Annotated in this window: 12 protein-coding genes; 9 read left to right on the forward strand and 3 right to left on the reverse strand. The window is 74.5% G+C overall.

Features of this window, described 5'->3' with window-relative positions:
- The 7 genes from E1283_RS18960 to E1283_RS18990 all read left to right on the forward strand — a co-directional run.
- Positions 1 to 2,912 (forward strand): FAD-binding and (Fe-S)-binding domain-containing protein (locus E1283_RS18960; protein WP_207930453.1); only part of this gene is annotated, 2,912 nt, incomplete at its 5' end.
- A 39-nt stretch (positions 2,913 to 2,951) separates the two neighbouring features.
- Positions 2,952 to 4,283, forward strand: coding sequence for an SLC13 family permease (locus E1283_RS18965; RefSeq protein ID WP_132819273.1), 1,332 nt, complete (start codon positions 2,952 to 2,954; stop codon positions 4,281 to 4,283).
- Positions 4,284 to 4,364: 81 nt separating this feature from the next.
- Positions 4,365 to 4,604 (forward strand): hypothetical protein, encoded by a 240-nt coding sequence (locus tag E1283_RS18970; RefSeq protein WP_132819274.1) that lies wholly within the window; start codon positions 4,365 to 4,367, stop codon positions 4,602 to 4,604.
- A 28-nt stretch (positions 4,605 to 4,632) separates the two neighbouring features.
- A complete protein-coding gene (locus tag E1283_RS18975; RefSeq protein WP_243744944.1) occupies positions 4,633 to 5,130 on the forward strand; it encodes an HIT family protein in 498 nt (165 codons plus the stop codon).
- A 43-nt stretch (positions 5,131 to 5,173) separates the two neighbouring features.
- Positions 5,174 to 5,812: a histidine phosphatase family protein gene (locus E1283_RS18980; RefSeq protein ID WP_132819275.1), complete on the forward strand. Its 639-nt coding sequence runs from the start codon at positions 5,174 to 5,176 to the stop codon at positions 5,810 to 5,812.
- A 72-nt stretch (positions 5,813 to 5,884) separates the two neighbouring features.
- A complete protein-coding gene (locus E1283_RS18985) occupies positions 5,885 to 6,127 on the forward strand; it encodes a hypothetical protein (RefSeq protein ID WP_132819276.1) in 243 nt (80 codons plus the stop codon).
- The gene (locus tag E1283_RS18990) at positions 6,124 to 6,405 is read left to right on the forward strand and encodes a hypothetical protein (protein ID WP_132819277.1); all 282 of its coding nucleotides are present in this window, start codon (positions 6,124 to 6,126) and stop codon (positions 6,403 to 6,405) included. Before E1283_RS18985 ends, E1283_RS18990 begins: the two co-directional genes overlap by 4 nt.
- A 31-nt stretch (positions 6,406 to 6,436) precedes the next feature.
- Here the strand turns inward: E1283_RS18990 and E1283_RS18995 are convergent, their stop codons facing one another.
- Together E1283_RS18995 and E1283_RS19000 are read right to left on the reverse strand one after the other, a co-directional pair.
- Positions 6,437 to 7,003, reverse strand: a complete 567-nt coding sequence (locus E1283_RS18995; RefSeq protein WP_132819278.1) for a helix-turn-helix transcriptional regulator — start codon at positions 7,001 to 7,003, stop codon at positions 6,437 to 6,439.
- 499 nt (positions 7,004 to 7,502) lie between these two features.
- On the reverse strand, positions 7,503 to 8,108 hold the full coding sequence (locus E1283_RS19000) for a TetR/AcrR family transcriptional regulator (RefSeq protein WP_132819279.1): 606 nt from the start codon (positions 8,106 to 8,108) through the stop codon (positions 7,503 to 7,505).
- Between the two features lie 49 nt (positions 8,109 to 8,157).
- Between E1283_RS19000 and E1283_RS19005 the strand changes: the two genes are divergently transcribed.
- Positions 8,158 to 9,042, forward strand: a complete 885-nt coding sequence (locus E1283_RS19005; protein WP_132819280.1) for an alpha/beta fold hydrolase — start codon at positions 8,158 to 8,160, stop codon at positions 9,040 to 9,042.
- A gap of 144 nt (positions 9,043 to 9,186) precedes the next feature.
- The gene (locus E1283_RS19010) at positions 9,187 to 10,266 is read left to right on the forward strand and encodes a cellulose binding domain-containing protein (protein ID WP_132819281.1); all 1,080 of its coding nucleotides are present in this window, start codon (positions 9,187 to 9,189) and stop codon (positions 10,264 to 10,266) included.
- A gap of 61 nt (positions 10,267 to 10,327) precedes the next feature.
- On the opposite strand, the gene E1283_RS19015 is transcribed toward E1283_RS19010, so the two are convergent.
- A partial coding sequence (locus E1283_RS19015; protein ID WP_132819282.1) for an amidohydrolase family protein occupies positions 10,328 to 13,394 on the reverse strand: 3,067 nt, incomplete at its 5' end.

Consider the following 13,394-nt stretch of genomic DNA (forward strand, 5'->3'; position numbering starts at 1 on the left):
CCGGCCCCCGCCTCGAACGGGCGCTGCGCGCCACACTCGACGGCGAGGTCGCCTTCGACGACTACAGCCGACACCTCTTCTCCCGCGACGCCAGCATGTACGCGATCACCCCGCTCGGGGTGGCGTTCCCGCGCCACGCCGACGACGTCGCCGCCGCGGTGCGGGCCGCCGCCGAACTCGGCGTGCCGATCGTGCCCCGCGGCGCCGGAACCAGCCTGGCCGGCCAGACCGTCGGCCCCGGCCTGGTGCTCGACCTGTCCCGGCACCTGAACCGGATCCTGGAGATCGACCCGGTGGCGCGCACCGCCCTGGTCGAGGTCGGCGTCGTGCAGGACCAGCTCAACCGGGCCGCGGCCGCCCACGGGTTGGTGTTCGGCCCGGACACCTCCACCAGCAACCGGGCCACCATCGGCGGGATGATCGGCAACAACTCGGCGGGCAGCGGCTCCCTCACCCACGGCATGACGATCGACCATGTGCGCGCCCTCGACGTGGTGCTCTCCGACGGCTCGCGCGCCAGGTTCGAACCCGTCGACGAGGCCGAGCGGGCCCGCCGCGCGGCGGCGCCGACGCTGGAGGGCCGCATCCACCGGGAGCTCGCCGAACTCGTCCGCGCCAACGAGGGGATCATCGAGTCCCGCATGCCGCCGTTCTGGCGGCGCGCCTGCGGCTACCGGCTCGACCGGCTGCTGGGCTTCGGGCCCGGGAAACCGTTCGACCTGGCCAGGTTCGTGGTCGGCGCGGAGGGCACGCTGGTGATCGCCACCCACGCCCTGGTCGACCTGGTGCCGAGGCCCGCCCGCACCGTCTACGCCGTCGGCCACTTCGCCGACGCCCCCGCCGCCGTCGCCGCCACCACCGACGCGCTGAGCCAGGAGCCCCACCAGGTCGAGCTGATGGACCGCACCATCCTCGAACTGTCCCGGCGGAAACGTGAGTTCGCCGGGCTCGGCGACATCCTCGTCGGAGACCCCGGGGCGCTGCTCTTCGTCTCCTTCACCGGCGACGACGAGGCCGCGCTGACCACCAGGCTGGACGCGCTCGACGCGCTGTGGCGGCGGAACGGACACGGCTACCACACGCTGCGCGCGGTGACCCCCGCCGAGCAGGAGGCGCTGCTGAAGGTCCGCAAGTCCAGCCTCGGCCTGCTGATGGCCGCCGGCGAGGGCACCCGCCGCCCGCTGGCCTTCGTCGAGGACACGGCCGTCCCCCCGGCCCGACTGGCCGAGTACACCGCGCGGTTCAAGGGGATCCTCGACGACCACGGGCTGGTGGCGGGGTTCTACGGTCACTGCTCGGTCGGCTGCCTGCACATCCGCCCCTTCGTCGACCTCACCAGGCCGGAGGAGGTCGCGACGATGCGCGCCGTCGCCGAGGCCGTCAAGGACCTGGTCGCCGAGTACGGCGGCGTCAACTCCAGCGAACACGGCGACGGCCTGGCCCGCAGCGAGTTCAACCGGGAGATCTTCGGCGACGAGCTGTACGAGGCCATGCGCCGGGTCAAGCACCTCTTCGACCCGCACCACGTCATGAACCCGGGCAAGATCGTCGACGCGCCGCCCATGACCGAGAACCTGCGCGACCGCGACGCCCTGCCGCCCGCCCCACCGCTCCGCACCACGCTGGACTTCGAGGTGGTCGGCGGCATGCGCGGGGCCGCCGACCGCTGCATGAACATCGGCGCCTGCCGGAAGGCGACGGCCGGCGTGATGTGCCCCTCCTACATCGCCACCAGGAACGAGGAGGACTCCACCAGGGGCCGGGCCAACGCGCTGGTGAAGGCGCTCTCGGAACCCGACCCGCACGCGGCACTCGGCGACGAGCGGCTGCACGGGATCCTCGACCTCTGCCTGATGTGCAAGGCGTGCAGGAGCGAGTGCCCGATGAGCGTCGACATGGCCTCGCTGAAGGCCGAGGCGCTGGCGCACCACCACGAGATCCACGGCACCCCGCTCCGCTCCCGGGTGTTCGCCGCGATCCGCGCCCTCAACCGGCTCGGCTCCGCCACCGCGCCGCTCTCCAATCTGCCCGGCCGCGTCCCCCTGCTGCGGCGGCTCCTCGACCGCTTCCTCGGCATCACCGCCGCCCGGCCGCTGCCCACCTTCCAACGCGTCAGCCTCGTACGGTGGTTCCGCCGCCACCGACCGGCCGCCCCGGAGACCACCGCGTCGCTCGGCACGGTCACCTGGCTCGCCGACTCGTTCACCACCTACACCGAGCCCGGCATCGGCAGGGCGGCCGTCGCACTCCTCGAACGCGCCGGCTGGGCGGTGGAACTCGCCGGCGGCGGCTGCTGCGGCCGCTCCAGCATGTCCAAGGGGATGCTCGCCGACGCGAAGAAGAAGGCGTCGGCGCTCGTCACCTCCCTCGACCGGGACACCGCGCCCGACTCGCCCATCGTCGGCTGCGAGCCCTCCTGCCTGTTCATGCTCCGCGACGAACACGCCGCGCTGCTCCCCGACTCCACGGCGACCCGCGCCGTCGCCGAGCGGGTCAGGCAGGTCGAGGAACTGCTCGTCGAGGCGATCGACGCCGGGCGGCTCACCCTGCGCGACGACTCCTGGCTCGCCGGGCGACGCATCCTCTTCCACGGCCACTGCCACCAGAAGGCCGAGGTCGGCACCGCCGCCACCATGGCCCTGCTGCGCCGGATCCCCGGCGCCCGGGTCGTCGAGACCGACGCCGGCTGCTGCGGGATGGCCGGCTCGTTCGGCTTCGAGTCCGAGCACTACCGGACCTCCCTCACCATCGGCGGGGACCGGCTGTTCCCGGCGCTGGCCGCCGAGCCCGACGACACCGTGGTGGCCGCGACGGGCGTGTCGTGCCGGCAGCAGATCTTCCACGGCGCCGGCCGCACCGCCTGGCACCCGGTCGAGTTGGTGCGCGAGGCGCTGGCCGGCCTCGACGCGTAGCGGAACGCGGACCGCGAGAGCTCTCGTCAAGGAGCGTTGATGTCCATCGAACTCACGTCCATCCTCGGCCTCGTCCTCATCTTCCTTCTCGCGACCGTGCGCTCCGTGAACATGGGGGCGGTCGCCTTCCTCGGCGCCTTCCTGCTCGGCACGTTCGTCCTCGACCGCTCGGAGGAGGACGTCTTCGCCGCCTTCCCCGGCGACCTCTTCGTCGTCCTCGTCGGCGTGACCCTGCTCTTCGCCATCGCCAGCTCCAACGGCACCGTCGACTGGCTGATCCGCGCCGCCGTGCGCGCCGTGCGCGGGCGGATAGCCCTGATCCCCTGGGTGATGTTCGTCGTCACGGCCCTGCTCACCATGGTGGGCGCCGTGGTGCCGGGCGCGGTCGCGATGATGGCCCCCGTCGGGCTGAACTTCGCGACCCGCTACCGGATCAACCCGATGCTCATGGGCCTGCTCATCATCAACGGCGCCAGCGCGGGCGGCTTCTCGCCGATCAGCATCTACGGCAGCGTCACCAACGGCGTCGTCGACCGCAGCGACCTGGCCGGCAGCCCGGTGCTGCTGTGGGTCGGCTCCCTGCTCTTCAACACGGCGCTCAGCGTCGTGGCCTTCTTCCTCTTCGGCGGGCGGCAGCTGCTGCGGCGACGCGTCGCCACCGAGCCCGAGCCCGAGCCCGGGTCGTCGGCCGGCGACCCGCCGGCCGATACGGGCGGCACCGCCACCGCCACCGCGACCCGCACCGGCACGGCGTCGGCCGTCGAGGCCACCACCCTGAACGCGCGGCGCATCGCCACGCTCGCCGGCATGGCACTGCTCGCCGTCGGCGCGCTGGCACTGGAGTTCAACGTGGGCCTGCTGGCCCTGAGCATCGCCACGGTGCTGATCCTGGCCTGGCCGGACGCCACCACGCGGTGCGTCGCCGACGTCGCGTGGCCCACCGTGCTGCTCGTCTGCGGCGTGGTGACCTACGTGGGGCTGATGGAGAGCGTCGGCACCATCACGTACCTCGGCGACGGCGTCGCCGGCATCGGGATCCCGCTGCTTGCCGCCCTCGTCATCTGCCTCATCGGCGGCGGCGTCTCCGCCTTCGCCTCGACCACCGGCATCCTCGGCGCGCTGATCCCGCTCGCGGTGCCGTTCCTCCAGACCGGGCAGGTCGGCGCGGTCGGCCTGATCATCGCGCTCGCCGTCTCCTCGTCCGTGGTCGACTCCTCCCCGTTCTCGACCAGCGGCGCGCTCGTCGTCGCCAGCGCCCCGCAGGAGGCCAGGGACCGGACCTTCAGGGGGCTGATGACCTGGGGCATGAGCATGATCGTGGTCGCCCCCGTGCTGGCGGTCGGGATCTTCGTGCTGCCCGGCTGGCTCTGACCCGCGCGGACCGTACCCGCCTCCCGGGAGCCGCACCGGCCCCGGATACGCTGGCGGATCGCCGAGCGGGAGGAGCCGGGCATGTGGCGGGAGGCGGCACGGGAGTTCGTCGCGGCGGCGGAGGCACGCAAGGCCGCGGGGCACTGGGTGTTCTCGACGGTCGTCACGCTGGCCACGTCGGGGCCCGGACCCGACGACGGGCTGTCGGACGTGATCGAGGGCGTGGAGCTGGCCGGGTGGCAACTGGACCGGATGGAGTCGGTGACGTCCGACCCGCACGACGCCCGGCCGGCGCTGCTCCTGGTCTTCAGGCAGCGCTGACCGCGCCGCGTCGGTGGAGGGAGACGGCATGTCGGAAGCCCGGCGGTCCATGGACGCCGAGGCGTACGAGGCCAGGGCGCGCGGCGGCCCGTGCTTCGTGTGCGCCTTCGTGGCGGGCGATCCGGCGTACGCGCACGCCACGGTCCACCAGGACGACGAACACGTCGCCTTCCTCGACCGCTGGCCCACGGTGCCGGGGAAGGTGCTGGTGGCGCCGAAGGCCCACGTGGAGCACGTGGTCCGCGACCTGGACGGGCCCGCCTACCTGCGGCTGATGTCGTTCGTCCGCCGGGCCGCCCTGGCGGTCGAGACGGTGCTGGGACCCGAGCGGACCTACCTGCTGTCACTCGGCAGCCAGCAGGGCAACGCCCACGTCCACTGGCACGTCGCCGGCCTGCCCGCCGGAACCCCCTACCGGGAGCAGCAGTTCCACGCCCTGATGACCGAGAACGGCGTGCTCCCCCGCACCGAAGGCGAGGCCGCCACCCTGGCCGCCCGCCTCCGCGCCGCCTTCCCGGACCACTGAGCCGCCGAAGCCACCCAGCCACCCACGGAAGGGCCGCCCCCCCATGCGCACGATCCACGTCGTCACCCACCCCGAGGCGACGCACCACGTCGAGCGAGTCGTCGGCGGCTGGCACGACTCACGGCTCACCCCCGAGGGGCTCCGGGCCGCCGGCGCGATCGCCCGTGAACTGCGGGCGCGGATCCCCGGCGGCGCCGAGGCGCAGGTCTTCACCTCGGACCTGCGCCGCACCCGTGAGACCGCCGACGCCGTCGGCCAGGCCCTCGGCCGGAAACCCGTCCCGCACCCGGGACTTCGGGAGAAGTCGTTCGGGGAGGCGGAGGGCAGGCCGCAGGCCTGGCTCGACCAGCGGTTCGTCCCGCCACCGGCCGTCGGCGACCGCATGACGTACGACGAGGGCGTGCCGGGCGCCGAGCCCAACGCGGCGGTCGCCCGGCGCGTCTACGCGGCCATGGACGAGATCCTGCGACACCCCGCCGAACACCAGGTCGTCGTCACCCACGGCTTCGCCCTGACCTTCGTCGTCGCGTCCTGGATCGGGATGCCGCTCGACGCCCTCGACCACGTCATCTTCCAGGCGCGTTCCGGCAGCATCACCACCCTGCACGAGGACGACTTCCACCGCAGCCGCCGGCTCACCGCCCTCGGCGACGTCCGCCATCTCGACCCGGCCGCCGACTGAACCCCGGCGCACCGGGGTAGACGCGCCCCAGGAACCGCTACGCTGCGGGGTGAGCAGCACGAGGAGGCCCAGATGAGTGCGAGCCCCGCCGCCGAGATGCCGTCCGCCGAGGAGATCGTCGCCATGCAGGACCTCGGCGACCGCGACCGCGCCCGGCACGAGATCGACCGGGCACCCGACGCCGAGGCCCGCCGCCGCGTGCTGCGCCGCTGGTGGTCGTGCGGCCGGCTCTCCCAACGCGCCGACCGCGCCGAGCAGTACGCCCGGGCGGCGTTCGGCGAGGGCCCCTGGCGCCGCGTCGGAGACGCTGCGTGACCCGCTGGGACGTCTACGGCGACCCCGACCTCGAAGAACAGCTCGCCAAACACCAGGGCGCCCCCTGGGACGCGCTCCGCACCCTGATCCGCACCCTGGAGTGGCAGGCCGACCAGGCGGGTTGGCCCCTCGCCTACCCGTGGGCCGACACGCTGCGCCGGGCCACCGTCGAGGACGCCGACGAGGTGTACGGCGTCGTCGAGTACATGATCGAGTCGCGACGCGACCAGGTCGCCCGCATCCTGACGGTCGACTGGCTGCCCGACGTCGTGCTCTGACCCCACCCGGCGCGCCCCGCCGAACGCCGCCTCACGCGCCCCGGCCCGGGACCACGAACCCCCGCTCGTACGCCGCGATCACCGCCTGGGTGCGGTCGCGCGCCCCGAGCTTGGCCAGTACCGCCGCCACGTGTGTCTTGACCGTCTGCGCGCCCACCGCGAGCCGGTCCGCGATCTCCGCGCTCGTCAGCCCCTCCGCCAGCAGCCGCAGCACCTGCTCCTCCCGCTCGCTCAGCCGCCCGCGCGGCGCGTCGGCCCGAGGCACCGGGGCGTGGCGCCTGGCCAACTCCCGCACCGCGGCCGGGAAGAGCAGCGACTCGCCGCGCGCCAACCGGTTGCGGACGGCCAGGTCGGCGGCCCGACGCTCCGCCGCGGCCAGCCGGTCCGCCGGGGTGGGCCCGAGCAGCGCCGGCGCCAACCGGGCCAGCAGGGCGCCGACCCCGGCCCCGAGGACGACCAACGCGCCGAGCACGGCCAGCCCCACCGGCGGCGCCAGCCACGGGCGGTCGACGAGGTACGGCAGACAGGCGGCGACGGCCACGGCGCCGAGCGCCGAGCGCCGAGCGGGACGGTGGGCGGCCCGCGATCTCGTGATCATGTCCCCAGGCTGCCGGTTGGCGCGCCCCGCACGCCTCCTGCCCGGTGACGATCCGCCTCCCCCGCGCGGGGGAGCGGCGAGGGACGCGGGGAGCGGGACATGACGTGGTGGGAACGGGCCGGCCGGATCGGCGGATACGGCGCGGCGCCGGCGATGACGCCCTACCCGCCGCGGGATCGTCCTCCCCTCGGCCCTGGTGCGGCCCTGGGGGACGCGGACTCCGGCGGCGCTGCTGGCACCTGTTGACCCTGCTCGGCGGGCTCTGGCGCTCGCCGCGGTGGCGGCCACCTCGGCGGTGTCCACCGGCCGACCGGCACGCACGCCGCGCTGGGTGCCACCGACGTCCTGCCGCCCGGGCACCCGGCCGCCGCCGTCGCGCTCCAGACGGTGGAGGTCGCGGCCGGAGCGACGATGCCGCGCACGCCGACCCCGGGCCACGACGCCGCCGACCGGCCGGCGTCGTCCGGCGACGGCGCAGGCGCGGCTTCGGTACCGCCCCTCAGCGCGGGTTGAAGAGCTCGTCCAGGTGGTGGGTGAGGATCGCCAGCGCGGAGTCGCCGTCGCGCTGGCCGCCCAACACGCTGGAGCCCAGGCCGTTGACCATGGCCAGCAGCCCGGCGGCGGCGATCTCCGGATCCCTGGCGGCGTCGGCCTCCCCGGCCTGCTGGGCGGTGCGGATCCGTTCGGCGACGAAGGCCTCGAGCAGGATGGGCGGGGTCGTGCCGTGCTTCTCCAACACCTCGGGGGCGTCGAGCACCAGGGCATAGTACGCGGAGTACGTCCTGACGATCCGGCGGCTCTCCTGATCAGTCGGCACCATGCACGACAGCAACGCGGTCACGATGCTTCGGGGGGTGGGTGGGGAGCCAGCGGCGCGGATCCACCGCTTCATCCGGGACTCGAGTTGACCGCCGAGTCTGGCCAGCGCGTCGAGCAGCAGCTCTTCCTTGGTAGTGAAGTAGTACTGCACCAGCCGCAGGGAGACGCCGGCCTCGGTGGCGACCGCCCGCATGCTGGCGGACTGCAGCCCCTGTGCGTCGGCGATGCGCAGCAGCGCCTCGGCGATCTGCCTCCTGCGTTCCTCGTGATCGACCCGCGCCGGCATGTCGCGACCCCCTCTTTCGTGATACAGATGTATATGATACATCTGTATCATGGCAGTGAGCGAATTCAGGAACGACAAGATAAGAGACCGGTTCAGCGCCGCCTACCAGCAGGCCCTGGAGACGCTGTGGCCGCCCGGGTCACGGGAGACGCTCGATGTTCCGACCTCCTTCGGGACGACCCGGGCCTACCGAACCGGCCCGTCGGACGCCACCGGCCCGCAGGACGGCGGGCCGATCGTGCTGCTGTCGGGCGGCGGCGGCAACTCCCTGATGTGGCACGGCTACATCGACGCGCTGAGTCGGCAGCGACCCGTCATCGCCGTGGACACGGTGGGCGAGCCGGGCGCGAGCGTGCAGACCGCCCCCATCGCCGACGGCCGAGACGGCGCGGCCTGGCTGGGCGAACTCCTGGCCGCCCTCGACGTGACCGGCGGACATGCCGTCGGTTGCTCGTGCGGCGGCTGGCTGTCACTCCACCACCAGGTTCACCACCCTGGCCGGATCGCCGGCCTCACCCTCGTGGAGCCCGGGGGCCTGGCCACGCCCGGCCCGCGGTTCTTCGCGTGGGTGATGGCCAGTGGCCTGGCCGGCATCGCGCCGCTCCCGCTCAGGCCTCGCCTGGCCCGCCTGATCGGCAACAGCGCCATCCTGGAGCGCGAGTTGATGCGCATGATCCGCGCGGGCGTTGGTTTTCGCCGCGCCCTCCCCTTGGCCCACGTCCTCACCGACGAGGAAATGCGGCGCGTGCGGGTCCCCTCGCTCTTCCTGTTGGGGGAACGCAGCGCCCTGCACGACTCCAGGCGGGCCGCCGATCGCATCGGCGCACTCATGCCCGCCGCCACGGTGGAGATCGTGCCAGGCGCGGGCCACGCCCTGCCGACCGACCGACAGGCCCTGGTGGTCGAGCGCATCCTCGAAGCGGCCGGGAGGTAGGGGTCGACGGCGGGGATTGACGGTCCGGTCCGGCGGATCGATAGTCCGTCTGGGAGCGCTCCCAAGGTCTGGGGGCCGGCCTCGCGTGCCCGCGACCGGCCCGCCACCCGACGGCCGTCCACTCACGACTCCCGAGGAGCGTCGATGCCTCCCTCCCGACGACGCCGGTTCCACCGGCTCCTGGCGCTGCTGTTCGCCCTGCTGGTCGCGACCGGCGCCGGTCTCACGACGCAGTCCGCCGCGGCTGCCACCCCCACCCGGGTCATGCTGCTCGGGGACTCCATCACCGGCAACAACGGCTGCTGGCGCGCGCTGCTGTGGCAGCACCTCCAGGCCACCGGTTACACCGACGTCGACTTCGTCGGCACCCAGCAGAACCCCTACTGCCAGGGCACCTTCGACGTCGACAACGAGGGCCACGGCGGGTTCCTGGCCACCGGCATCGCCAACGACAACCAGCTCCCCGGCTGGCTGTCCGCCACCAGCCCGGACGTCGTGATGATGATGCTCGGCACCAACGACGTGTGGAGCCACCTGCCCCCCGCCACCATCCTGGACGCCTACACCCGGCTGCTCGGCCAGATGCGGGCCGACAACCCGGACGTCAGGCTGATCGTCGCGCAGATTCCGCCGATGAACCCCAGCGGCTGCGCCGACTGCGCCCAGGGGGCGGTCGCGCTCAACGCCGCCATCCCCGGCTGGGCCGCCGCGAACGGCACCGACCGTTCCCCGGTCACCGTGGTCGACCAGTGGACGGGGTTCAGTACCGCGACGGACACCACCGACGGCGTGCACCCCAACGAGACCACCGGCATCCAGAAGCTGGAGAGCCGCTGGTACCCGGCGCTGACCGCCGCGCTCGGCGAACCCGGCCCCGGGCCCGGGCCGGATCCCGACCCGGGCACCGGCACCTGCCGGGTCACGGCCGCCGTCAACGGCTGGAACACCGGCCTGACCGCCACCCTCACCGTCACCAACACCGGCACCACCGCCGTCAACGGCTGGTCCCTGCGCTTCACCCTGCCCGCCGGCCAGACCATCACCTCGGGCTGGAACGCCACCTACAGCCCCACGTCCGGCGCGGTCACGGCCGTCAACGCGCCCTACAACGGCACCATCGCGCCGGGAGCCAGCGTCGGCATCGGCTTCCAGGCGACCCACACCGGCAACGCGGCGGCGCCCACCGGCTTCGCCCTCAACGGCGGCTCCTGCACGGCCACCTGAGCCGCCGGAGCGTGGCCGCCGCCGGAACCGGCAGCGGCCACGCTCCGGCCGGGACGGCGACTCACCAACCGCCGTCGCAGCAGCCCTCCCGTCGCAGCAGCCTGCCCACCTCCCGCCACTCCTCGGCGGTGCGGCCGCCCGCGCGCGGCCCCGGGGCGCCCGCGAACGCCGCGACGAGCGCCGCCTGTTCGACGGGCTCCCCGCCCCGCAGCACGGCGACGGTGCGGACCAGCGACGAGAAGTCGGTGAACGGGTCGCCGTCCACCACCGTCAGGTCGGCCAGCCTGCCCTCGGTCACGGTGCCGAGATCGTCCTCGGCGCCGAAGGCCCGCGCCGGCAGCACGGTCGCGGTGCGCAGCGTCTCGGCCACGCCGAGGCCGGCCCGGTGCAGCGCGCGCAGCGCCAGGTGGAGATGGAGGCCGACGGGCACCAGCGGCTGGTCGGTGCCGAGCGCGACCACCCCGCCGCCGGCCAGCACCGCCCGGTAGACGTCGGTCTCCCGCTCCAGCGTGGACAGCTCGTCCCGGCTGGGCGGTTGGGCCGCCCGGGCCCGCACCGCCCCGGTGTCCCAGGGCGGCATCAGCGTGGTGACCCGCGGGTCGTCCGCCAGCCCCGGCTCCTCGCCGAGCAGTGGCAGGGCGGTGAAGGGGGTGGCCACCAGCCGGAAGTCGGTGGCCGTGTAGATCTCGGTGACGTCCTGGTAGGCGTGGCCGCCGGCCGAGGTGGCGTGGCCGTGCTCCAGGCGCTGGGTCGCCTGGAGGTGGGTGGTCAGGTCCTGGCCGAGCTGCACGCCGGGCGAGCAGAGGTGGCTGCCGGCGCGGACGCCGAGCCGCTCGTGGGCGAACTCCGCGGCCTCGGCCATCAGCCAACCGGGGGCGCGGACATAGGTCTTCACGAAGTCCCAGTCGAGGGCCCCGGCCCTGGCCAGGGAGCGGCGCAGCCCGTCCCGGGTGGCGTGGGCCCTGCCCATGCTGTAGGCGACCCGGGAGCCGTCCAGGAGTTCACCGGTGGCCAGCAGCCGGGGGCCGGTCAACTCGCCGGCGGCCAGCGCCTCCCGGATCCGCGCCTGCTCGTAGGCGAAGCCGCCGAGCGAGACGGTGGTGGTGATGCCGTAGGCGAGTTGGAGCGCGGTCTGCCGGCCGCCGTAGGTGCTCTGCCAGGGGTGGATGTGGGCGTCCCACAGACCCGGGAGCACGGTCCGGTCGGACGCGTCGTGGCGCCGGGCCGCGGGCCGGCCCGGGCGGTGGGGTTCGACGGCGGTGATCCGGCCCGCCCTGACCACCACGTCGACGTCGTCCCTGACGTGGTCGCCGGTGCCGTCCCAGAGCCGACCGGCGTGCACCACCACGTCCCTGGCCCGGGGGCGGCGGTAGGTCAGCCGCACGTCGACGGTGCGGGGGGCGCCGCCGTCGGCGTCGACGGTGCGCAGCCGGCCGGCGGCGAGGTAGAGCAGGGTCCTGGAGTCGCCGGACCAGGAGGGGTGGTCGGCGGGCTCGTCCGCCGGGGTCAGTCGGCGGGGCGTCCCTTCGGGGGTGCCGTCCGGCCGGACCGGCAGGAGCCAGAGCGCGGACTCGACGACCACCGCGAGGTGGCGGCCGTCCGGGGACCAGACGGGCCCGGAGGCGTAGCGGTCGGAGAGCGAGGTGTGCGGGCGGAACGCGTGGAGGGCGGCCGCGCCGGTCTCGGCGTCCACGACGCGGATCAGGTTGTACCCCTCACGGAAGCGGCCGTTGAGGCGGTTGCGGTCGCAGAGCACGAGGCGGCGGCCGTCGGGCGACCAGCTCGGCGGGCCCGGGAGTCCGCCGCCGCCGAGCGGCGCGGCGAGCACCCGTTCCGTGCCGTCGGCGAGCCGGCGCACGACGAGGTTGCCGGCCATGTCGAGGCAGGCGAGCCGGTCGCCGTCCGGGGAGAGCGCGGGGAAGACCCGGCCGCCGTCGGCCAGGACCGTGTCGGCGCCGGAGTCGAGGTCGCGTCGGCGGACGGCGAGCAGCCCGTCGCGGTCGTCGACGTAGAGCAGGCCGCGGCCGTCCGGGGTCCAGGCGGGGGCCAGCAGGTAGCGGGTGGGGTCGGCCCGGACGACGCGGCGCGGCGTGCCGCCGGTGACCGGCACCGTCCAGAGGGAGTTGAGCGCGGCGAAGGCCACCCGCCGGCCGTCGGGGGAGAGTGCCGGCTGGTGCAGGCCGCGCGCCGCGCGGTCGCCGGTGCCGTCGAAGTCGTACGACCTGACGCGGTATCGGGGTTGTCCGACGGGGAGCGTGGCGGTGAAGGCGATGGTCTCGGCCGCCCTGGTCGCGGCCGGGTCGACGAGTTGGAACCGGCCGCCGGCGTTGACCAGCAGGGTGTCCCGGGAGGTCCAGCGCACCGGGACGGGGAGCACCTCGGCGTCGGTCGCGACGGTCCCGCCGTCGACGACGAGGACGCAGGAGGCGGCGGGCGCCGGGGTGGTGCGCAGATAGGCGAGGCGCCCGTCGGGGGAGAGCGCGGGGGTCATGACCTGGGCCTGGGCCGGCCCGTCGTCGGTGTGTTCCAGCAGGACAGGTCCCGACCCGTCGGCGGGCACCGAGGCGATGCTCCGGGCCTGGATGGTGCCCGCCGGGGTGGTGCCGGCGCGGACGAAGAACACCCGGCCGCCGTCCGGCGACCAGGTGGGGTCGAAGTCCTCCCAGGTGCCCTCCTGGCCGGGGCCCTCCTGGCCCGGCAGGCCCGTGAGGCGCCGCAGGTCGCCGGAGCGCACGTCCAGGACCCAGACCCGGTACGGGCTGCCGGCCACCGGGTCGCCGCCGCGTTCCGAGGCGAAGGCGATCCGGGTGCCGTCGGGCGACCAGGCGGGGGCGCGGTCGTCCCAGGGGCCCTCGGTGAGCTGCCGGGGGTCCGAACCGTCGGGGTTCAGGGTCCAGATGTGGAATCCGCCGTCGCGGTAGGCGCAGACGGCGATCCGCCGGCCGTCGGGGGAGAACTGCGGGCGGTTGGGTTCGAGGTCGGCCGGGGTGAGGGCGACGGCCCGGCCGCCGGCCCGGGGGATCGACCACAGGACGTTCTGCACCTCGGCGACCAGTCGGTCGCCGGCCGGGGAGAGGGTGGCGGAGCCGTTGGTGGCGGCGGTGAGGGTGAGGTCGACGCCGCCGGTC

The organism is Streptomyces hainanensis (genome assembly GCF_004348415.1).
GTDB lineage: Bacteria > Actinomycetota > Actinomycetes > Streptomycetales > Streptomycetaceae > Streptomyces > Streptomyces hainanensis.

What these genes read in the sequence shown, in the direction of transcription:
- E1283_RS18965 (WP_132819273.1), top strand. Translation starts at nt 2,952, where the DNA reads ATGTCCATCGAACTCACGTCCATCCTCGGCCTCGTCCTCATCTTCCTT.
- E1283_RS18970 (WP_132819274.1), top strand. Translation starts at nt 4,365, where the DNA reads ATGTGGCGGGAGGCGGCACGGGAGTTCGTCGCGGCGGCGGAGGCACGC.
- E1283_RS18975 (WP_243744944.1), top strand. Translation starts at nt 4,633, where the DNA reads ATGTCGGAAGCCCGGCGGTCCATGGACGCCGAGGCGTACGAGGCCAGG.
- E1283_RS18980 (WP_132819275.1), top strand. Translation starts at nt 5,174, where the DNA reads ATGCGCACGATCCACGTCGTCACCCACCCCGAGGCGACGCACCACGTC.
- E1283_RS18985 (WP_132819276.1), top strand. Translation starts at nt 5,885, where the DNA reads ATGAGTGCGAGCCCCGCCGCCGAGATGCCGTCCGCCGAGGAGATCGTC.
- E1283_RS18995 (WP_132819278.1), bottom strand. Translation starts at nt 7,003, where the DNA reads ATGATCACGAGATCGCGGGCCGCCCACCGTCCCGCTCGGCGCTCGGCG.
- E1283_RS19000 (WP_132819279.1), bottom strand. Translation starts at nt 8,108, where the DNA reads ATGCCGGCGCGGGTCGATCACGAGGAACGCAGGAGGCAGATCGCCGAG.
- E1283_RS19005 (WP_132819280.1), top strand. Translation starts at nt 8,158, where the DNA reads ATGGCAGTGAGCGAATTCAGGAACGACAAGATAAGAGACCGGTTCAGC.
- E1283_RS19010 (WP_132819281.1), top strand. Translation starts at nt 9,187, where the DNA reads ATGCCTCCCTCCCGACGACGCCGGTTCCACCGGCTCCTGGCGCTGCTG.